Source organism: Lactiplantibacillus argentoratensis (genome assembly GCF_037290055.1).
GTDB classification, from domain to species: Bacteria; Bacillota; Bacilli; order Lactobacillales; family Lactobacillaceae; genus Lactiplantibacillus; species Lactiplantibacillus plantarum.
In genome coordinates this window covers 76421-97842 of sequence record NZ_CP147647.1, presented here as the reverse complement: position 1 = coordinate 97842, position 21422 = coordinate 76421, and the positions used below count along the sequence as shown (strand labels likewise).

Here is a 21422-nt window from a genome sequence, read left to right as displayed (position 1 = left end):
AATCAGATTTATAAATCTATTATACCGTAATTTGCGCCAAACAAGAACATAGGTTTGCCACCCGTAACTATACCAGCCAATCTGCAATCAGTTGTTCATATGGCTCAATCAACTGCTCTTGCTCTACAAACCGACCAAAAACATGGATCGAATTTACTTCCTCCTGAAATAGTTGCGGTTCCAACTTTACCGAACGTGTTCGCTCAGAACTGACTTTTCCATAGAGACTCAACCATTGAACGACCCGCTGTGGCGTTTGTAGTACCATAAATTGATCAACTGGTGTTTTTTTTAGCACCGAGAATAACTGCGCTGCAATCCGGATACCAGTACTATCAAGATCACCCAGATAAGTTAACACAACGCCAGCTTGTTCAATTTTTTGAATCATCTGGACGGAAGACTCGTTAAAGTCATTGCCACTTTGATTAATAAGCGGCCACTCAGGATGCCGATGGGCAAGCCAAATAAAGATACCATTATTTTCAACAATTACCGCTTGCTTGGCCGTAATTAGTGCTGTTTCAAGTTGTGTGATTTGCCACGGATTAAGCGTGAGCGGCTGTGGTAGATTGCTTTCGATAACATTGGTACTCGTAAACGCCATTCCAATTAATTTAGCAGTCAGCTCATTAATCGGCCCAGTTATGACGTGCGTCGTCACCCACTGGTAATAATCGTACATTGCTGGGTTTTCCCGCCGATCATTGAACGTATGGGCTGTAAACCCGAGCTCGACAGCTTGTTGCCCACGCGGCGGTACAACCTGACCAGCCTGCATCTGATCAAATAGCGGTGTCAACTTTGCTGCGGCAACTGGTGGCGTTTTACCCGTTACTGTTTGGTACGCTTCAAGATAACGATCCATCATAAGCCTCTTTTTGCCAGATCAATGCTGGTCGTACCCGGTTCGCATGGAACCTACCATCACCCTGCTGGGCTGGCGCCAACACTTCATAGCACTTCATAGGCAATATTGTCAACGCCATCTGCCAAAATTTTATTCTGCGCCCCGCTTGGCATGGTCGCAATAAAGTTAAAGCCAAAATTGGCAATCGTCCGTGCAAACGACTTCGCGGTCTCAGGATCAAGCTTATCAGCAAATTCATCAAACATCACTAAGTACGGCGTATCTTTCAAATTAGACTGTTGTAATACCATCTTAGGTACTAGCAACAATGGTAGAACCATTGCCTGAGCCTTTTCAGCACCAGAGCCACCGGATTGAACAAACTTATCATCCACAACTTCATAGGCATCATCGCGACTCTGCCGCCGTTTGATCAAGACTTCGAATGCCGACCATTGACGCGTATCTAGTAACTTTTGCGCCTCCACATTAAATGCCTCTTCATCATCCGCTAACGTTGTGTTGTTAGCCAATAAATTCAATCGCCGTTGGACCTCCGCTACTAAGTTTGGTCGAGCTTCCTTAAATGCATTACGGGCTTCCGCAATAACCACGTCGGCTACTTCAGTGGGTGTAAGCCGAATCTTTAATTTAATACTCTGCGCACGTTGCGTGCCTTGCGAAAGCATCACGTTGTACTGCTCGATTAATTTATATTGCTTATCGATGCGATCAACCGCTGCCGCAATGTAAGTACTCTGGGCAACGTCATTGCCTTGCTGAAGCTGGGCTAGCTTTTTCGTGACGTGTTCTTGATCCGTCATAATCAGTGCAATGGCATGGTTGATGTCAAACGCTACCACAATCATCTCGTGATCGCGTGTTGACCGTTGCTGCCGCATCTGACTCGCCTCTGCACCATGGCCACGTTCCTCAAAAACGGTATCGATTGCATTATGGTCAACACCGTCGTCGCCGTTCCGGTGAATTCCCTTACTAATTTTATCGACTAAATCAGTATACGCATTATCCTTCACGATACTACGATTCTGATGGACAAAAGCCAGGACATCTTCAACATCATCCAGTGCTTCGTCAGCTGGAACATATGGCTGTAAAACTTTCAAATTCTGCGTAATCCGCACCGTCAAATCATCCAAACGTTCCTGATAATCTTCAACTTCGACTTTGGCCGAATCTAATTTTCCTTGATTCTTACTCTTACGCGTCTCAAGTTCACGAGTCGTCCGTTCATAACTTTGTTGGTGGGTAACCGCCTGGGCGACTTTTTGATCCAGCTGTGGATCAATCACTAATTCATCTAATTGCTGCTGAGACGTGGTAATATCCCGTTTAATCGCAGCCGGGTCAAATGCTGGTTCCATTAGCGCCTGCAACCGGTCAATCTGTGCTTTTACCGCCGTTTGTTGCTGATGTACTTGTTGTTCATCCTGATCATAGGCCGCCAATTGAGTAACAATTTGTTGGAGTTGCTTTTGCAATGCTTCAAGATCACCTAACAGACTTTCGTTTGCCAATATGACTTTCAAGTCGGGATGCGTTGTCAACAACTGGTCTCGCTGGGCAATTATTTGTTTGATCCGCTGGTCCATTTCGCTAGCACCATCATCGTGAATCTGATGGTTATCTTGGTGCAAATTATCACGTAACCGGCCGCTTAATGGTCCTTGGGCGTGCTGGTCGATAGCTTGATCCATCCGTCCCTTCATCTTGCCAACGATTTGGACATCTTGGCTTCCCTGATTAATCTGATCCACTAAACTTTGATACTGTTTTTGATAACCCTTTTGGTGGCGAACGTAACGCTGCAGTTGCGCGGTCAAATCAACTAACTCAAGCGCCGTCATCACTTCACGTAACTCGGGCAGCGTCGCAGAGTATTGATCCAGCTTAGCCCGCAGCGGACTGAGTTCACTCGTCTTCAACCCATTACGCTGGTGGTCGATTTCTTCAATCTTGGCCACACAATCGGCTAACTGCTGTTTGGCATCATCCAGCTGTTGTAACTGTGCCTGATACGTGGCCAGCCGTTGATTCAAACTGGCAATCGTTTGCTGTAATTGTGCGCGCTGAGTCTTGATTAGCTTTTGTACGGCTTGCTGTTCACGCAATGCATCTACTTGTAAGCTAGCTGTCTTCAAACTGGCTTGAATCGTGACCAATTGCTGGTCACAAGCTTCAATTTCACGATGCGCTTCATCTAACGTTGTCTGAGCTTTCGTCAATCGCTGTTGCGTATCCGCATAATTAGTGAGCGCTTGGCTATCTAAAAAATTCAAATTTCCCCAGAAAATATCCTTACGAATTTTGATTAGTCGCTTATATACACGGCCTAAACGTTCTAATAAGCCGTTCGTATAATTGACCTCACGTTGACTATCAGCAATACGCCTGATTGTTTGCGGATCGATACCTTCTTGAGCATTTTTTAGGGCTTCAATAATAGGCGTGAACTTGGCATTACCTGCCGTCAGAATCGGCGATGCTAATAACCGATACGCTGAAGCCAACTTACTAAGTGCCTGACCGCCATCAAACCCATAAATGACAGTCGCGACTTGATCACGATATGCGGCCGCAGTATCAAAGATTTGCAGCTGATCACCCAATGCGGCGTTAGCCTGCTTGAACGCTGATTTATCCAGACACTTACCGTCATGATCAGTTGTGATGACATCCAGTGCCGCTTGCGGATCACTATTAACAATTAGGAACCACCAAGTAGGTTTACTGGGATTGCCCGTCGTCCTGGTCGCTCCAATTCCCGTAATCGCTTGGCGCCGAGCGGACTTAAAATGAATATAGCTATAACCCGTCCGCACCTTCATGGCGTCTGGTCCCCATCCTAAGAGCATGCTGTCAAAGTTCCGAGCATCCTGGGCGCTATTACGGGCCGCTTTATCTAGTCGATCCGTTCCCTTAGCGGCATTAAAAGACGGTGTCGCGATCGAACCATCAATTAACATTGGAAAGAAACAGTTGGCTAACGTGGTTTTACCAACGGCATTTTCACCAATCAATGTTAGGTTTCCGCGTTGTGACGCTTGTAAATCAAGTTTGAGATACTTATTAAAGTTGCGCAAATGAAAGCTAACTGGTACTAATTGTTCATTCAGTGGCATGAACCGCGTCCTCCTCATTTTCAGTTGCAACGTCAAACCGCTTGATTAATGCGGTTGGATGATAAAACCCATCCTTTTCTTCAACTAAACTATTAGCGAGTAATGTCTTCTTGACCTCGGTCGGATTAACCGTACTTTTGCCAATAACCGTTGGTGCCACGGTCCGGATAAGTTGATTGAGTTCATTATCTGGTAACCCAATTCCAAGTTGCTGTGCAACCGCAATCCCCACCACAAAGGCTCGAGCTGTCACCGGTTGCCGCGTCTTATCAAGCAACAACCCGTAATCTTCGCCAACTTCCAGATCAAATCGTTGTAACTGCTGCCATTGTGCAGCAATCGTGTCACGATGGTCTACTAACGACTGGAATAAGTCAGGTTGCTGTGTCCGACTTACATACTGTTGAACCAATAATGCACGATTAACCATTTGAACAGGCGTCAAGTCTGGTGCGAGTCGCTGCTGTGTTAAATAATCGACGATTGCCTGTGCAACATAGTTAAAGTCGGGACTAATATCCCAAAACTCTGTCACTTCCTGCGTGATTTCGTTATTTTGTACTTCCGGCGTATCCGGTATAAAAAGTTTAAACCGATCAACAAACAAATGTGTGATTTGCCGTAGTACTTCACGCTCGTCCAACGCAACGACTTCACTATGCACAAGTCGAACAATGGTTTGTGTAGAAACAATTCGTGAGGCGCCTGGTTGCATTTCCGGTAAGTTGATAACAGTTTTTAACGTTGCCAATAATAGATGAACGGTTTCCGATTCAAGCTTCGGTCGTCCGAACAAGAACACTAAATTTTCTTGGTAATTCTCGGGTAGCACACCAACTAGATCACGTAAGTACGTATTTACTCGCTGTTGCACCTGGGGGCGTTTAAGTGCGTGAATAGCCTCCTTGGTCCGGTTGGTCATGTTCTTTTGAAGCGTGCTAGTAAACACACTTTGATCAATTAACTGATTAATAATCAGACGTTCATTTTGGTGTAATTCAGGCATTAGCTTGCACCTCTTCAAACCAGATTTCAAAACCTTGTGGTAACCAGACCCGATAATCTTCACCCGTTAAATGTAACGAGATTGGCGTATGACCTGCAACTAACTTCACGCGCACAATTTTCCGACCAAATGGTGCGAAACTATCGTAATGATCATAGCCAGTAGCGCTATATAAGCGTACGACTTCATCACGAGCTAGTTGTGAATGAAAATCAAGCGCGTGATCAATTACTCCATGCGTCGCATCCCGCATGACTAATTGTTTGAATTCTGCCAAAGCGGCTTCCATGACCGCGTCAGTATCATCATTGACTTCTTCGACCGCGATGTCTGGATTGTCCGCTTCAGTTAAAACAACCCGTTGAAGGCGATTAGCCGCGTACTTTACTGGTCCCATCGTTGTTGCTTCTAAAAAGTCAGCCTGGTCATCTAACTCGCGATCCTGTGCTAGATGTCGTGGAATTGGCCGGTCGAGTACAAGCTTTTGATAGTGTGGTAGTAAGGCATCGATTTGCTTGGTCAATTGCTGAATGTCTACTGTTTGGCTTTGAATCGCATCGTATTCCTGGCTTAACCGGTCATTGGCGCCCATTATCGTTTGAAATAATAAGTATAAGCTATCCAAACTACTATCAATCGCACTCGTACTAGCATCAAAACTCAGCGCAAGCTGACTCAACCGCTGCTGAACGTAGTTACGTGTGCGCTGATAACGGATTGCTAGTTCATTACTATCCCCAATGGCATTGGCCGTATTCAAATCATCACTACCTTGTTGACTGTGAGCAACTTGGCTACTAAACCGCTCTGAATCGGTCAATTCACGTACTAACGGCCCTTGATTAAGCAACTGACTAAATGCCGGAATCGCTTTATCATTCAACATCGCTTTTAACCGTTGAGCTGCAAGGCTACCATGCTCAAACGCCAAATTATTCGCCAATTCGTCCAAATCTTCGTCTAACTTATGCATCCCTTTCATGACATCTTCATAGGCTGTGACCATCTTCTGAAAATCATTGTAGAGTCTAGTCGTGACCAAATCTTCTTGGGGTGCGTTCAACGTATGCACTAAATCGCAAAACTCATTGATTCGTGTAATATTAGCGGTGACCGTACTTTCGGCATCGACTACTTTTTGCATCATAGATAAGTATTCAATTCCACTGCTAGTTATCTTATAAACATGCGACTGTTGCATATGGAAACCGCCGTTACGCATCTGCATCCGAATCTTACGGGGAGCGACGTCTACCAACCGTGCATCTTCACTGATAACTCGTAAAACCTCTTTCAGTACCACATCGCTCAAGGGACGTTCATCGGTCTCTAAATAATTTCGATTATACTTATCGAGCAAAAAATTTAGGGTTAATGGCGTCCCGTTGCTGCCATCATGGTAAAGAATCGTTAAGACATTCCAACCAGCTAACGGGTGGTTTTTATTGCGACCTAAAACACTTGCCTTCAATAACTGTTTCAATGGTTTTGAGATTTTAACGGCCAAACGGTTCGCCTCACTTTCTGTATGGCGCTATTAGCCTAAGTATAAGTGAAAGCCTCAGATGCGTCTATACCTGAGGCTAGCGAGTTATGGGGCGAAAATGACAAAACAGGTCGTAAACGATACTATATATGTAACAGACGGAATCAACCTCATTCCATCTCTGTATTACTCGAAAGTAGTGACCTTATGAAAATCATCATTGCACCTGCGGAAAAAATGATTATCGACCAAGATGCCTTTCCAGCTCTAACTGAACCAATCTATCTTGATCAGACGCAACAATTACTGGCTCAACTGCAACACCTCACCTATCCTGAGGCCAGGACCTTATGGCATTGCAGTGACAAACTAGCCCAACCTAATTATGATTGGCTTCAAAAAATTGACCTGAACCGCAATCTGACTCCCGCTATTCTCAGTTACAGCGGTATTCAGTACCGTTACATGGCCCCGGACGTCTTTACCCAGCCAGCCCTTGACTATATTCAGGCAAACTTACGAATCTTGTCAGGCTTTTACGGCATTCTCCGACCGTTTGATGGTATCGTTCCTTATCGGTTAGAAATGCAAGCACGGTTGGCTGTTGGTCAAGCCAAGAACCTCTATGCGTTTTGGGGCGATCGCCTCTATCAGGCACTGACGCCGCGGCCAGAACCAATTATCAATCTTGCTTCTCAAGAATATGCTAAGACCATTGCACCTTATCTAGCTCCGCATCAATCAATGATTGATATTGTCTTTGCAAGCCTTATCGACGGCAAACTCAAAACTAAAGCCACATTAGCTAAGATGGCACGTGGGGCCATGGTCCGTTTTTTGGCTGAACATCAAATCGATGATGTGACGGCCATTCGCAAATTTGACCATCCCGATTATCAATTTGACGAGAAGCGCTCGACGGCCAATCGATTCGTCTTTATCTATCAACATTAAACATCATCACAGCAATCACCAAAGCGCCCGCAGAAGGCTAACTTCTACAGGCGCTTTGGTCTACTTTAAACCTTTTAATAACCATTATCGTGACAGCCAAACAAAATCAGAGCACGCTGATAAACTTCTCAATCTAGCTATTCAGCAAATTATTTCCCGGGAAATGATCACGCTCATTTCTCTAATCATGGGCTGCCAACCAGTGACTCAATCGCGTCATATAGGCCGTGGTTTCATCGATAAACGCCATGTGACGGCTACGGGGAAATAACGTCCAAGTCGCATGAGGTAACTGGTCGACCATGGTCTTAGCGACTAATGGCGTACACAAATCATCCGTTCCACTGGTGACTAAAGTTGGCATCTGCAAATACTGTAATCGGTCGGTATACTCATAATCCGCTAACGTACCAGTCGGATTATATTCATTGGGACCCCACGCGACATTATAAGCCGTGGTCCCCACCCGTTTTGATTGCCGTAGGAATTCAGGATCATCAGCAGTAATCGGGCCTGACGCATGTTGCGTCATAAAATGTTGATTAGCAGTCAGGTAGGCAGCACCTGTGAAATCCTGTAACCGTTCTGCTGTCGCAATAGCCGACTGATCCGCTGGGGACATTAACCGAATCATCCGATGCTGTTCCTGAGCCCACAGTCGGGCTGAAGACAAAGTACTGGCTAAAATCAAACTTTTAATCCCCTGTGGCCGATAGTCACAACCATAAATAATAGCTAGCATACCACCCCAGGACTGCCCTAGTAAGTGAATTTCGGGTAAGTCTAAATACGTACGTAACGCCCGCAACTCTGCCACCCACGTTGCGGCTTGCCATAATTGATCATCATCACGCATCGATGAACGCCCACAGCCTAATTGATCATACATGACGATTGGTCGTCCCGTTTGAACGGCCAGGTCATCAAATCCTTCAAAGTAATTATGCGTTGATCCTGGACCACCATGTAACAAAACTAACGGTGTCTTATTTGATTGCCGATCCCCTACGATTCGATAATACGTCTGATAACCATTAAATGGCATGTATCCTTCTTGCACGTCCAAAATATCACTCACTTTCGTTACTAATTTTTTACTTGTTACGCGTTATGCTAGCTACTATTTCGCATTAACCTTGATTAAAACGTGCCAAACAGATGGATTCCTGTTCGTCAACAATGATCGTCCTATTCCGACCTCCGGGGCTGGGTGACAATTGCTGGAACGTAAGCCGACGTCGATTTGAGCTAACGCACAACCCGCGTCATCTCAAATACGAGTCTTATTCTAAGCCGGAAGAAAATCACTTCCAGCTAAGAATAATTTGGCTACTGAGCATTGTCACCCAGCCCCTCCAGTCGGGAACCCGCTCGAATGGCTGATGAACAGCCACTGAACTTGGTACAATTGGTCGCGGACTATTTTGATAATGGAACTTTAAACGAGACGTTAGGGTTACATTAACCACTTTGTTGAGACGTTCGATTATTACTATGGCGATTCCAAAATAGTGAGCTATCACAATGTCATTTTCTACCTGACAGTTGCTCGACAAAATTACTGTTTATGAAGAACAATGACAAATTCATCAAAAGTTGGGTGCCTCACTGTCTGCCATTCGAATACCATCTCGACTGGAAGGCGTTTCTGACAATGCCCAGTGGTGAAATTTCACTTAGCAAGCGTCTTTTGCTTGGTTAGTGAAAGGCCAGTATTTAAGACGTGGGCTTCGGCTTAAATCTGTGCCCACCACGTTCCGGCAATTGGCAGAAATGCCTGGAGGTCGGTGTAGGACGCGCACCCTAGGAAAGTTTATGCTAACTCGAACTGTTCCCAGCGAACCTAAGCTGGCTGCTTTTGAATTTAAAAAATGGCACATTTTAATCAAGATTGATGACAAATTAACTCGCACAATGCGTACTTATTCTATCCCAATACTAATGTCCACCTGAAAAAGTGAAAAACTTAATTCCATTCTAATACAACTCAAATGACAATAGTAATGTAAGCGCTACAATAGAAGTGCAGAAATAATCAGAAACGGGTGAATAATGATGGTATTAAGTATTATTACAGTATTAGGAATGGGATTAATTGCAGCCACTGGTGTGCACTTTATCAATGGCGCACAAGCGATGCACGCAGGAACGGTCGGCCATCATGTTGGTCAGATGCCGGCTAACCTTCACCAAATCGACTTACGTTAATCTCTTAAAAATTCACGTTAATTTTTAGCATTGCCGCTGAAACACTGGGCAATGCTTTTTTTGTCGTTCCTTTAGCTGACCGTCCTTATCAGTTTGGTGCATTGAGCAGCTTGACAGTCAAGCGTATCATTAACTTATATTATCTTTCTGTTCGTCTAGTCACGCTTCGACCGACCGTTCAGAGAAGGAGTGACTTATTTTTATGGATGATTTATTTGAGAAGGCCCCGATTCCCAAAGCGTATTTCCATTTAGCCTTTCCTGTGGTTCTTGGCATGGTTGCCAGCATGATTTATAACTTAGCAGATACATTTTTTGTTGCTCAAACTGGTAATGCTGATTTAGTTGCTGGTATTGCCCTCGGCAGTCCGCTATTTTCGTTTATGTTAGCAGTTGGCGATATTTTTGGCCTCGGTGGGAGTGCCGTTATTTCAAGAGTCCTTGGTCGTCATGATTATCACCAAAGTGCACGTATCAGTAGCTTTTGTTTTTACATTGCGATCGCACTTAGCTTAGTACTGACAGCCTTATTATTACTATTCGAACACCCAATTTTAGGCTTGCTAGGTGCTACTGCAGCTACCCGTCCCTACATTGCGGACTTCTATCGTATATTGGTATTAGGATCAACCTTTATCATTGTTTCACTGGTTCCCGGTAACATTATCCGAACGGAGGGTCTGGCACAACTTTCCATGATTGCGACCATCAGTGGGACGGTTCTGACCATTATTCTCGATCCCTTATTCTTATTTGGCTTTCACTGGGGTGCTTCGGGCGTTGCTTTTGCCAACGTTTTGGGGTACGCGGTCAACACCAGTCTGTTAGTCTTTTTTATGCGCCGAGCCAAAACGCTCTCCTTAGCACCAAAGTTAGCCCATATCTCGCGACCAACCTTTAAAGCCGTCGTCGCGGTTGGGATTCCAGCCTCACTGACTAACCTAACCCAGAGTTTTGGCATGATGATCTTAAACAGCTACTTAGCCGCATACGGCGCCCAAGCCGTGGCGGCCATGGGAATTGTTCAAAAAGTTTACATGGTCGTTATGATGGTCATGGTCGGCTTTGCTTTTGGGGCCCAGCCTTTAGTTGGTTACACGTACGGTGCTAAAAATTGGCAAAGACTACGGGCAACGTTGCGCTTCGATTTAAAAGTCGAAGGTGGCTACGCAACCATTTGTGCGATTATTCTAATGATTTTTGCGCCTCAACTTATTAAACTATTTATGAATCAACCAGTCATTGTCACTATGGGTACACAAATGTTGCGAGCAATGTTGATTACGACACCATTAGTGGGCTTCATCCTCGTGTTCACGACCGTCTTTCAATCAGTCGGTGCGGGTTTGAGTGCCCTAGCCATGGCGCTTTCGCGGCAAGCAATCTTACTAGGTATCGCCATCGTTATTCTGGCACAGTTCTTTGGACTAACTGGTATTATTTGGGCTCAAGCGGTCGCTGATGTCTTAACGTGCTTACTTGGCTGGTTACTTTATCGGCACACCTTCAAAGATATTCAAGTACCATCCTCAAATTAATAATAACGATATCATGTCGTTAGCTCACTGATAATCATTAAATGGCGCCATCCATTTCAGGTACTGGTGATTCAGTGCGCTGAACTGCATAAGTGAACTAAAAGCTGGTACTTTTGGAATGAGAGGCGTCATTCCAAAAGTACCAGCTTTTTTCACTCTGATTCATTTTTTTATTCGTCTACAGACTGAGTATGGGCTAAATCGGCTTCTAATGACGCAGTGAGTGCCTTCAATAGTTTTAGAGTCGCCGTCATGTTAGCGCGGTAATAACGTTCAGTACCTGTTTTGCTAACAGCTAAAATGCCGGCATCCAGCATCAACTTCAAATGGTGCGATACGGCCGGCCGTGATAAGGCGATTTGCGCTGTAATTTGGTTAACCGTCATCTGATCAGTCCGGCACAGCATCACCAAAATTCGTTGCCGATTTTCGTCTTGAAGAATTGTAAAAATCGGAACACCCTTCTTAAATATTGCCATCGTTCGTTCTGCCAAAAAATCACACCTTTCCAATTACGGTTCGTATTCTTAAACCATTTAACGCTTGCTAAAATTGAAAGTCAAGAATTAATCGTTGACTTTTTGTAAGTAAGCGACTAGAATCAACAGCATGGTTTGTTCAAGATGTTAAACATTTAAACCAATATGTTAGGAGTCCACTATGAAAGCTGCCATTATTACTAAATACAAGCAAATAACCCCCATGGTGACAGAAGTCCCTGTTCCGACAATAGCTCCCACCGATGTTCTCGTCAAAATCATTGCCGCCAGTGTCAACCCAATCGATTTGAAAACCAAAGATGGCGATCTGAGATTGTTACTACAATACACCATGCCACTAATTATGGGCAGTGACTTTGCCGGTGTAATTACTGCCGTTGGCGACCAAGTACCGGGCTTTAAAGTTGGTGATGCTGTTTACGGTCGCGCACCCAAAGATCGAATTGGAACCTTTGCCGAATTTATCGCCATCGATCATCAAGCCATTGCACTGAAACCAGCCAATCTTAATTTTGAAGAAGCCGCTGCAATTCCATTAGTAGGTTTAACCAGTTACCAAGCGCTACACGATATAATGAACATCCAGCCGGGACAAAAGGTTTTCATTCCCGGCGGTTCAGGTGGCATTGGGATTATTGCCATTCAACTGGCTAAATATTTCGGCGCTTACGTCGCAACCACTACCAGTGCGAAACATTTTGACCTCGTTCAATCACTAGGTGCTGATAAAATCATTGACTATCATCAGCAAGACTTTACTGATGTATTATCCCATTACGATGCCGTATTAGATACTCGTGGCGGGCAATCCCTCGAGGCCGCTTTTCAGATTATCAAACCAGGCGGTCAGATTGTCAGCATTGCCGGACTGCCAAACGCGCGTTTTGGTAAGGATTACGGACTGCCAATATGGAAACAATGGTTATTGGGTCTAGCAACGCGGAAACTGAGTCGACTGGAACAACAAGCCCAGGCTACCTATTCGTTTCTGTTCATGCAACCTAGTGGCCAGCAACTTGTGCGCCTGCGACAACTAATTGAACAGGGCGTTATTAAACCGGTTGTTGATCGGATTATTCCCCTCACCGACATCAACGCCGCGTTAGAATATTCGCATTCCGGTCACGCTACCGGTAAAATCATTATCAGTATTCAACCTAATTAGCTAACTAATATACTTCAAATCAGTCTTTTTAAGGAGTCATGATCAATGAAAAAAGTTCTAATTGTCGAAACCAATATCACCCGTTACCAAGGAACTAATGAGCCGACTGGTCTTTGGTTAGGTGAAGCCGCTGAGTTCGTCGATGAAATGCAGCAAGCTCAAATTGCCGTTGACTATGTTAGTCCTAATGGTGGCTTCGTGCCCCTTGACCCGCGTAGTATGAAATATACCGATGCCGCCACAATGGCCGTGTATGAAGATTCTGACTTCATTAATCGGGCCCTTAAGAACACGCTCAAGCCTAGTCAGGTCGATCCCGATGATTACACTGCTATTTACTATACCGGGGGCCACGGTGTGATGTGGGACTTTCCAGACAACCCTGAGTTACAAGCCATCGCACTGGCCATTTATCAACATGGTGGATATGTGACTTCCGTTTGTCATGGAATTGCTGGCCTCCTAAACATCAAAGACCAAACGGGCCAATACTTGATTGCTGGCAAAACCATTACGGGCTTTACCGCAACTGAAGAGCTGATTGCCGGCAAAAAACGAGTCGTCCCGTTCCTTAACCGTGAACGAGCTACTGCTCACGGTGCCATCTTTAGTCAGCATCGATTTTATCGCGAATATGCAATTACTGACGGCCAATTGATTACTGGTCAAAACCCGTTCTCAGCACGCGCGGTCGCACGCCAATTGATTGCTAAACTATAAAAAAAACAAGCACAAGGCTCGTTTTTTTGCGTTAATCTTCAAAAATCCGCTCATGCAAAACACCAAACGGCGCATGATCGACATAAATCTGACCAGTGTCGTGAAATCCATTACGTTGATAAAAACGATGGGCCACAGCATTATTTGCCAGAACAAGTAGACAATTCTGTGGATAGTCCGCCTTCAAGCGACGATGGGCCTGGATTATTAACTGCTGACCAATGCCATGATGATAGTTCGGGTGAACATATAGTGAATACAGTTCGCCCCACCCCTCATAATTTGCATGTCTGGCCGGACCAAATGTGCAAACACCCACAACTTCACCAACAGCCGTCATTGCCAACAACATATTTTGCCACCGCCGTTCTGGCCGCCAAGTTGTTGGCGTCAATTGCTGTAAATAACTTGCAGGCATCAAATCACGATATGCTGATTGCCAGGTCTCATAATATAACTGTCGAATTTTTCCAAAATCACTGTCTGCTTCAGCGCGGACGATCCGATAGGTTAGCGCCATCAGCCTGACCACCTTTCAATTCAAGTTGTCCCTAAGTGGGACGCATTTAATCATTTATATAAATAAGGTATCCACCAACTATTCATAAAGAGCATCAATTAGATGAATGTTTCACGTGAAACAAAAAACACAGTACACTCAAAAATTAAAAATGAATCCAGTACAACATGTTCATTTTGAGTTTGGTATTGACCTGAACTATGACCGAATTCGTCGCATATTTAACACATTTGGCAGAATTACGGCCGTAATAATAATGACCACGCCAACCATTTGCACCCAATCAATAGTTTCATCAAGCAATACAAATGCAACAACAATCGAGGCTGGTAACTCTAAAGAAGAAAGGATTGGGCCAATGCCAAGCTCTAAGTATGGCATAAACAATGAATACATAACCAGTGGGAAAACCATTGAGAATAGTGCAATCAGTACTCCCCAGCCGACTGTTGCTGGCGTGGTAGGTGCCGTAATTAATTGCGGTGCCCACACGATGGCAATGAGTATGAAAGCGCCCAAACACAACAACCACGTTTTCGATAGCGGGTCTAAGTTATTGCCTAAGCTAGCCGTAAACTGCATCGTGCAAGCATACGAGCATGCCGCTAAAAAACTTAACATCAAGCCCCACGGCGAGAGCGCCTGCGTAATTGGAAACAGACCAGCAGCTAACATCGTGCCTATCAATACCAAAACAATACTAACCGCCTGCAGTCGGGAGGGACACCGATGATGAATCACTGCTCCTAGTAATGTCGACAGCCAGACCGCCTGCATCAACATTACCGCGGCCACAGCAACTGGGATAAGCTTTAACGCCTGTATGTAAAAGGTGTTGGTAAATCCCGAAGCCGTTCCAGCCGCAATTACCAGTCCGATTTGCTTCCAATTCGTTTGCTGATTACGCAAACGCGCACGGCGTAAAATTTGAATCACGCCTAAAATCACAACCGCACTCAGAAAGGACCAGAATAGCAATGGCCCATTGACAACCCCCTGCCGACGCGCAATTTTAAATAGTGACGCCGGAATTCCAAAACTAATGGCCCCTAAGCCAACGAACAGGGGCGCAATTTTCTTCACATTAATCATCCTCTCGTTGACAAGATATGTTGGAGCCGGGCACGATACCACCAGTCTGGCAAGCCCAGTGAGTAGCGCATCAGCATCTCACCAATAATTTGCACAATTGGGCGTCCCGGTTGTATTTGGCGTTCTAACAAGCTGTCATAAAAGTCCGCTGGGGCACTGACTAAGTGCCCGTTAAGATTGACCCGTAACGGCGCATTTTCTACCACGAGCGCTTGCCATTCATAACTATGAGCACGCTGTTCGTCCTCAGAAACGTCTTGTGCCAACTGTAAGTAATGCGCAATATCCGCTGGCAATACTTCCGATAAATCCGACAAAGTCTGTAAAGCTAGACCTGGCCGAGTTATCACTTGACTTAGCGGTACCATCACTTGTCTCAATTGCGCGTCTGTGTCTGCTAACTGCTGACACAACCAGTCGTATCCTAACCAATCATCGGGCATGGTAGACCACCATACTCGTAGCACGCCCCCCTACTCAACTTGAGACTTTAATGTTACCAACGCTTGCTTGACAACCGTGGCATCGGTACTGTGTGACATGATAGCAAGCTGTGCTGGATCATCAGTTGTCAATCGAGTTAAATCACCGATTTGTAGCGACAATGGCAAACTCAATACTGGCTGGTGCAACTCATGTTGCAAGGTTACCGCGAACGTCGAATTAAACGTCACATCCATCATCTGAATTTCCTCAATTTCTATTTTGATGGCGCCTTAAAATGTGCCAATTCCGTATTCGAATAAACGTACGGGACGTGCGCCATCTCTGGCACTTGATTCCAAGCCACCGGATAACCCGCACCATGTGCGCAAAAGACCGAGTCCGGTGTATTTTCTAAATCTGCTGTGGGGACATATTTGGCCTTATCGACAACAGCCATCTCGTTATGACACGGCCGATAGCCATCCACGATACATTCCAATTGCCCCTGCCCATGCGTGTAAGCTCGAACCGTCTGTGAATAGTCCTGCATCGCTGCTACTGGCGCCGTTCCTGTAATTGTCGTCAGGTCAGTCCCATCCGTGGCTATACTTGTATTAGCGACCGGTGCGTCAAACTGACCATTCATCCGCTGAATATCAGTCATCGCCCGACCAACTTGTTCCTGACCAACTTCTAGACGGAACCGATACCACGGCTCCAATAACTGACAATCACCACGTTGTTTTAACATCATCAAGCCTTGACGCAACGCGCGCCACGTCGCTTCACGAAAGTCACCACCAACCGAATGAACATTGCTAGCCCGACCACTAACCAGTGTTACCTTAACATCCGTTAGTGGTGCGCCAATCAGGACACCCACTTGTGTTTTGGCTTGGAGGTTTGACACGACTTGGTGTTGCCAATTTCGGCCAAGCACTTCCAATGAACAATCGGTCGTAAATTGAAGCCCGCTTCCCCGCGGTGCGGGCGTCAGCAACAAATGTACTTCCGCGTAGTGTCGTAACGGTTCAAAATGCCCAACGCCTTCAACAGCTTGGGTAATCGTCTCTTGATACAAGATACTCCCCGTTCCAAACTTTACAGTCAGTTGAAAACGATCCTGCAAGATTTGTTGCAAAACTTCCAGTTGAATCGTTCCCATGACCTGTACTCGCAATTCCTGGAGTGGTTCTGACCAAGTCACGTGTAATTGCGGATCCTCATCTTCAAGTTGACGCAAGGCTGCTAAGCAGGTGTGTAACTCCTCACGCTGAGGATCAAGTGCGTAAGTCAGTACGGGCTGCATGACGGGTTGTAGACTAGTTGCTGCCTGTCCCAATCCTTGCCCCGGCCGCGTTCCCGTTAGACCGGTAATTGCACCAACGGATCCTGCCGTCAGCGCGGACGTGGTCGCATACTTAGTCCCGTTGTAAACCCGTAACTGATTGACTTTTTGGTCATCATACACGATATCTTTAGGTCGTAAGGTGCCACCGGTCATCCGAATCCAAGTAAGCCGTTCACCTTGATCATCGTGCGTAATCTTGAACACCCGCGCGCCAAATTCAGGACGCGTTAATTGTGGCGTCGTCCAATAATCAAGACCAGCCATTAGCGCATCAACCCCGTCCAGCTTAAGTGCCGCGCCAAAATAACACGGAAAAACTTCCCGCCGTTGAATCATCTGCCGAATCGTGGCATCACTTAACGTCCCTGTTTCTAAGTAATCCGTTAACACTTCGTCATTTTGCATCGCAATATCTTCAACTGCCGCAGTCGGTATGACTGGCCGATCTTCCAACGTGTCCCCGGATCCCGGCGTGTTAAACGCCACACAACCAGGCGATAATGTCTGTTGAATTTGTTGTATCAATTGGTCGCTATCCGTCCCCGGCGCATCCATCTTATTTACAAATAGAATGGTAGGAACGTCATAACGGGCTAATAATCGCCATAACGTCCGCGTGTACCCCTGCACACCATCAGTCGCTGAAACAACTAAAATTGCGACGTCCAAAACCGACAGTACTTGTTCAGTCTGGGTCGCAAAATCAACGTGGCCCGGGGTATCCAAGAGTGTTAAATTAATGTCTTTATATTGTAAATTAGCTTGGTGTGAAAAAATCGTAATACCACGCTGTTTTTCAAGCGCATCCGTATCTAAAAAAGCATCGCCATTATCGACGCGCCCTAATTGCCGTAGCGCGCCAGACCGGTATAGTAATGCTTCTGACAGCGTCGTTTTACCGGCATCGACGTGGGCAATAATTCCCGCTACAATCCGTTTCATATTGGGCTCCCTTCATGATTAGTGAATCACTGCTTCCAGTATACCGGTTCTCAGCACTGAACGGCTAGTAAAGGTCTGCCACTAACGTTAAATATGCATGAATTTCGGCGTGTTTTAGTCCAATGTTAATCACCAAAATCAGGCTGATTACTTTCCATAGTTGCAATCACTTTAAAGTAGTGGTGACCCATTTCCCGTGCAGTATCGCAAAAAAGGTATCCGTAGCCTACAACTACCGATACCTTAAAATCATTTTCAGACTTAATCATAAAAACGCTCAAAACAATTTACAAAAAACTCATGGCAACACTATCTTTAAGCAACCAGCGCCAGGTCGCCAAATTGCAACGTGTGGTTAACTACTACTCAATTCCTAACTTGGATGCACCAACCCATTTAAGTGATTTATTAACGGCTATCCTTGATGAAAATGTTGTCCAGTTAACGATGACTACTGTGACAGCTGGGTTTCAGATTTTTGATTTATTATATCGGCATGGTATTTGGTTTTTCAGTGGCGTCAATCTCGATAACAATGCTTGGGGCATCTATCGCCGAGATACGATCAAAGCATTTCAAACCAGTGAGCAACCAGCACGGTATACTTGGAAACAGCTCGCGCAACGGCAACGGTCCTACGATCACCATCATCACAATATACATTATAAATGCGCACTAACACCTCTAGGCCGTGAACATGTACAAAAGAATAATTATCCTAATATGCACTTAACACATCAGAACGACCAAGATTATCTCATTGGTGGTTATAATCAAGATGAATTAGCCTATATGGTCGACTATTTACTGGGACTTGGCCGCAACGTTAGAATTATTTATCCGGAAGCGTTAAAAACTGCCTATCTGCAAGAACTGCAGCAAATTCAAGGCTTCTATTAACGTTTGGTTTTCTGAACAAAAATGAGGCTGTGACATAACTAGCCTCTGTATAAGTAAATGGGACGAGAAACCGAATTTTGGTTTCTCGTCCCATTTGTTTACGCCTTTGATTTTTAAAGCTGGTCCCTACCGTGACCAGTTTCATAATGTTTAACGCCAGTATTACGATTCCGGCTTCCTTGGTGACCTTGTCGAAACCTCGCACCGAGAATCGATTGAAATGTAAAGAAGCCTTCATCTTGCCAAAAACTGGCTCAACATCGATCTTACGTTGAGCGTAGATCTGACCAGTTTCTGGAGCTGAAAGTAATTCTCGTTGTTTCGATTTGAAATATTCCCAATTTTCGTTCACGGAAATCCTTTTAAGATATCCTTTTGGTGTTAGTGCCGCGGAAATTAGTTGATGATTTTCATCATACTTTTCGGCAATGTATTCTTTAAAGTCACGGGTAAAACCATACTTATCAGTCCGTTGACGATAAGCATTAAAATTAAACCGGACGTTTTGTGGATTGATAAAATAATCATCTTTTTCATGATAGTCCCAGTTCATAACCTTACGGTCATCACTTTGCCATTTTCGACTATTCTCTTTAAGCATTGTGCCGTATGGAATTAAAACGGTATGCTGACCGAATTCATCTTCCAAGTACCGATAATTACTTTCGGAACCGTATCCGGCATCGGCAACGATGGTGTGACCTAACACATTGTTGGCCTTTAAATGTTCAATAAACGGTTGTAAGGTTCGTGTGTCGGTTGGATTTTGGAAAAGCCGATATCCCGTAATGAACTGATTACTCGTGGCGATTTGAACGTTGTAGGCAGGTTTTAATTGACCGTTTTGCATCGGATCTTCCTTGACCCGCATAAAGGTGGCATCGTGATCCGTCTTAGAGTAGCTGTTACGTTGATCATAAATAGCTTGCTGTGCTTGGTGTTCACGCATTTTATCACGTCGTTTATCCAACTTACGTTTTTGTGATTTAACAGTCCGGCGTTGCTGTTTGGCTGGGTTCGGGGAAACCTGCTTAGTTGCTTCCACGGTTTCATTAAGGACCACTAAGTGATCCTCAACCTTGCTAATCATGATATCCAATAGTTCGGGAGTCAGCTCTGATCCTGCCGGAATTTCACCGACAATTTTAGCTTCATGAAGCTCGCCTAACAGGTCAACGAGTTTTTCGCGATTCATCTTGTCAAATCGTATCGTATTCTTCTTCCAAACAAAGCTATACTTGTTGGCGTCGGCTAGGATCTTAGTTCCATCAATAAATGAAACATCATCAATCATGCCATTTTGACGAAGATATTGAGTTAGTTGTGATAAGCTATCGGTTGTCAAAGTGGCCAGTTCATCAGAAATTCTAAAGCGACAAATCGTCCGGTAGGACGGAATTTGGTCGGCAATTAACCACCCAGCTGGCTTGTTTTCACGGGCAAACCGTTCAATTTTACGACTGCTGAAAATGCCATAGCTGTATGCTAAAAGGACCAGTTTTAACATGGCACCGAGGTTATATTCCCGCGGACGGCCAAACTGGTAATCATATTTTAGTTTTAAACTCTCAACAAGCTGGTTGATGTAACGAGCAGGATGATGCTCTTCTGGTTGGTAATCCAAGGCGATACTCAAAGTGGTTTGATTCATGTTATAATAATCTTGCATATTAGGAATGTCCTTTCGAGGATAATTTCGTAGAGTATCGGGTGCGACCGATGCTCTTTTTTTATTTTCTATTATATCAAAAGTAGGTCTGGAAAAATCCGAAGATTTTTCCAGACCTGCGTTGTTTCTAGAGACTTATGTCACAGCCCCATTTTTACTAACCTGCTTATTCTCTTCTTAACTGTTTTATTCAGCCGTAATATAATTCAAAATTGCATTCAGAACTTGTTGATTCTCTCGTGGTACCGGCGTTTGTAAAATTTCTGCTGCGGTTTGGTTTAGGACCGACCCCGCAATATACTGATAGTCATTGACGACCATTTCACTAACATTGTCCGCAGCCGGCTCAAAGTGAAATTGTAACCCCACTACCCGATGCTTCCATACGAAGCCCTGATTGGTCACACGATCACTAGAGAACAACAGCGTTGCTTCGGCTGGAACGGTGAACATCTCCTCGTGCCAATGCAAGACCGACAGTTTTGCTGGAATCCCCGGAATCACAGGACTCTGTCGGTAAATCGGTGCCCAACCTACTTCCTTAGCTGGCGCCTTAGTGACAGGGTATCCTAAGGTCTTCGCAATTTGTTGCGCGCCGTAACACGCACCAAACATTGGGATATCGCGGTCCAATAATTGTTGAATCAAGTCTCGTTCCTGCTTGATCCATGGCAGCGCATCGTTGGGACTCATCGGTCCGCCGAGGATAACAAGCATCTCCGTCTCATCCGCCGTTGGGAGAACACCGAATTGATACGGGTGATAGACATACATGGTATGACCATGGGCATGCGCCCAATCGGCAATCATTCCAGGGCCCTCATTGGGGGTATGTTGCAACACATTAATTCGCATGATTAGTCCTTTCCACAACGGCAATGTTTGGTCTGGGTATCGCCTGCAATTACCCAAGATAGAGTCATTATACCACGCTAATTACTTGAGCCATGGGC

At 45.0% G+C, this 21422-nt stretch carries 19 protein-coding genes; 6 read left to right on the top strand and 13 right to left on the bottom strand.

Going from position 1 to position 21422, the window contains the following annotated elements:
• Positions 1-67: 67 nt before the first annotated feature.
• The 4 genes from V7R88_RS00415 to V7R88_RS00400 all read right to left on the bottom strand — a co-directional run bounded on the left by V7R88_RS00415 (position 68) and on the right by V7R88_RS00400 (position 6506).
• Positions 68-868, bottom strand: a complete 801-nt coding sequence (locus V7R88_RS00415) for a DUF2399 domain-containing protein (RefSeq protein ID WP_214334781.1) — start codon at positions 866-868, stop codon at positions 68-70.
• Positions 869-954: 86 nt separating this feature from the next.
• Positions 955-3993 carry an SbcC/MukB-like Walker B domain-containing protein gene (locus tag V7R88_RS00410; RefSeq protein ID WP_214334783.1) on the bottom strand — a complete coding sequence of 1013 codons (3039 nt, stop codon included), beginning with the start codon at positions 3991-3993 and terminating at the stop codon, positions 955-957.
• Complete coding sequence (locus V7R88_RS00405) at positions 3980-4999, bottom strand: hypothetical protein (RefSeq protein ID WP_054399519.1); 1020 nt, start codon at positions 4997-4999, stop codon at positions 3980-3982. Before V7R88_RS00405 ends, V7R88_RS00410 begins: the two co-directional genes overlap by 14 nt.
• Positions 4992-6506, bottom strand: coding sequence for a hypothetical protein (locus V7R88_RS00400; RefSeq protein WP_057717363.1), 1515 nt, complete (start codon positions 6504-6506; stop codon positions 4992-4994). Before V7R88_RS00400 ends, V7R88_RS00405 begins: the two co-directional genes overlap by 8 nt.
• Positions 6507-6692: 186 nt before the next feature.
• Between V7R88_RS00400 and yaaA the strand changes: the two genes are divergently transcribed.
• A complete protein-coding gene (yaaA, locus tag V7R88_RS00395; RefSeq protein ID WP_063724112.1) occupies positions 6693-7439 on the top strand; it encodes a peroxide stress protein YaaA in 747 nt (248 codons plus the stop codon).
• A 181-nt stretch (positions 7440-7620) separates the two neighbouring features.
• Here the strand turns inward: yaaA and pepI are convergent, their stop codons facing one another.
• Positions 7621-8484 (bottom strand): proline iminopeptidase, encoded by an 864-nt coding sequence (gene pepI, locus V7R88_RS00390; RefSeq protein WP_277352422.1) that lies wholly within the window; start codon positions 8482-8484, stop codon positions 7621-7623.
• Positions 8485-9491: 1007 nt separating this feature from the next.
• On the opposite strand from pepI, the gene V7R88_RS00385 reads away from it, so the two are divergent.
• Positions 9492-9647, top strand: coding sequence for a hypothetical protein (locus V7R88_RS00385; protein WP_003641697.1), 156 nt, complete (start codon positions 9492-9494; stop codon positions 9645-9647).
• Between the two features lie 202 nt (positions 9648-9849).
• Complete coding sequence (locus tag V7R88_RS00380; RefSeq protein WP_214334785.1) at positions 9850-11184, top strand: MATE family efflux transporter; 1335 nt, start codon at positions 9850-9852, stop codon at positions 11182-11184.
• Between the two features lie 170 nt (positions 11185-11354).
• Here V7R88_RS00380 and V7R88_RS00375 read toward each other — a convergent pair whose 3' ends face one another.
• A complete protein-coding gene (locus V7R88_RS00375; RefSeq protein WP_003641695.1) occupies positions 11355-11678 on the bottom strand; it encodes an ArsR/SmtB family transcription factor in 324 nt (107 codons plus the stop codon).
• Positions 11679-11844: 166 nt separating this feature from the next.
• On the opposite strand from V7R88_RS00375, the gene V7R88_RS00370 reads away from it, so the two are divergent.
• Both V7R88_RS00370 and V7R88_RS00365 read left to right on the top strand, forming a co-directional pair.
• The gene (locus tag V7R88_RS00370; RefSeq protein ID WP_214334786.1) at positions 11845-12849 is read left to right on the top strand and encodes an NADP-dependent oxidoreductase; all 1005 of its coding nucleotides are present in this window, start codon (positions 11845-11847) and stop codon (positions 12847-12849) included.
• 45 nt (positions 12850-12894) lie between these two features.
• Positions 12895-13569 carry a type 1 glutamine amidotransferase domain-containing protein gene (locus tag V7R88_RS00365; RefSeq protein WP_135517657.1) on the top strand — a complete coding sequence of 225 codons (675 nt, stop codon included), beginning with the start codon at positions 12895-12897 and terminating at the stop codon, positions 13567-13569.
• A 31-nt stretch (positions 13570-13600) separates the two neighbouring features.
• Here the strand turns inward: V7R88_RS00365 and V7R88_RS00360 are convergent, their stop codons facing one another.
• The 5 genes from V7R88_RS00360 to V7R88_RS00340 form a co-directional block, all read right to left on the bottom strand.
• Positions 13601-14089 (bottom strand): GNAT family N-acetyltransferase, encoded by a 489-nt coding sequence (locus tag V7R88_RS00360; RefSeq protein WP_208190676.1) that lies wholly within the window; start codon positions 14087-14089, stop codon positions 13601-13603.
• A gap of 198 nt (positions 14090-14287) precedes the next feature.
• A complete protein-coding gene (locus tag V7R88_RS00355; RefSeq protein WP_214334787.1) occupies positions 14288-15172 on the bottom strand; it encodes an EamA family transporter in 885 nt (294 codons plus the stop codon).
• Between the two features lie 5 nt (positions 15173-15177).
• Entirely contained in the window at positions 15178-15624 is a 447-nt protein-coding gene (locus V7R88_RS00350; protein WP_225871419.1) for a DUF3658 domain-containing protein, read from the bottom strand.
• 30 nt (positions 15625-15654) lie between these two features.
• Positions 15655-15864: a hypothetical protein gene (locus V7R88_RS00345; RefSeq protein ID WP_225871418.1), complete on the bottom strand. Its 210-nt coding sequence runs from the start codon at positions 15862-15864 to the stop codon at positions 15655-15657.
• Between the two features lie 17 nt (positions 15865-15881).
• Complete coding sequence (locus tag V7R88_RS00340) at positions 15882-17900, bottom strand: elongation factor G (protein WP_214334788.1); 2019 nt, start codon at positions 17898-17900, stop codon at positions 15882-15884.
• A 300-nt stretch (positions 17901-18200) separates the two neighbouring features.
• Here V7R88_RS00340 and V7R88_RS00335 point away from each other — a divergent pair, with 300 nt between their 5' ends.
• Positions 18201-18800 carry a WYL domain-containing protein gene (locus V7R88_RS00335; protein WP_231957310.1) on the top strand — a complete coding sequence of 200 codons (600 nt, stop codon included), beginning with the start codon at positions 18201-18203 and terminating at the stop codon, positions 18798-18800.
• On the opposite strand, the gene V7R88_RS00330 is transcribed toward V7R88_RS00335, so the two are convergent.
• Together V7R88_RS00330 and V7R88_RS00325 are read right to left on the bottom strand one after the other, a co-directional pair.
• Positions 18733-20469: an IS1182 family transposase gene (locus tag V7R88_RS00330; RefSeq protein WP_250547622.1), complete on the bottom strand. Its 1737-nt coding sequence runs from the start codon at positions 20467-20469 to the stop codon at positions 18733-18735. The genes V7R88_RS00335 and V7R88_RS00330 overlap by 68 nt on opposite strands.
• A 186-nt stretch (positions 20470-20655) precedes the next feature.
• Positions 20656-21324 carry a type 1 glutamine amidotransferase gene (locus tag V7R88_RS00325; RefSeq protein WP_214334324.1) on the bottom strand — a complete coding sequence of 223 codons (669 nt, stop codon included), beginning with the start codon at positions 21322-21324 and terminating at the stop codon, positions 20656-20658.
• Positions 21325-21422 lie beyond the last annotated feature (98 nt).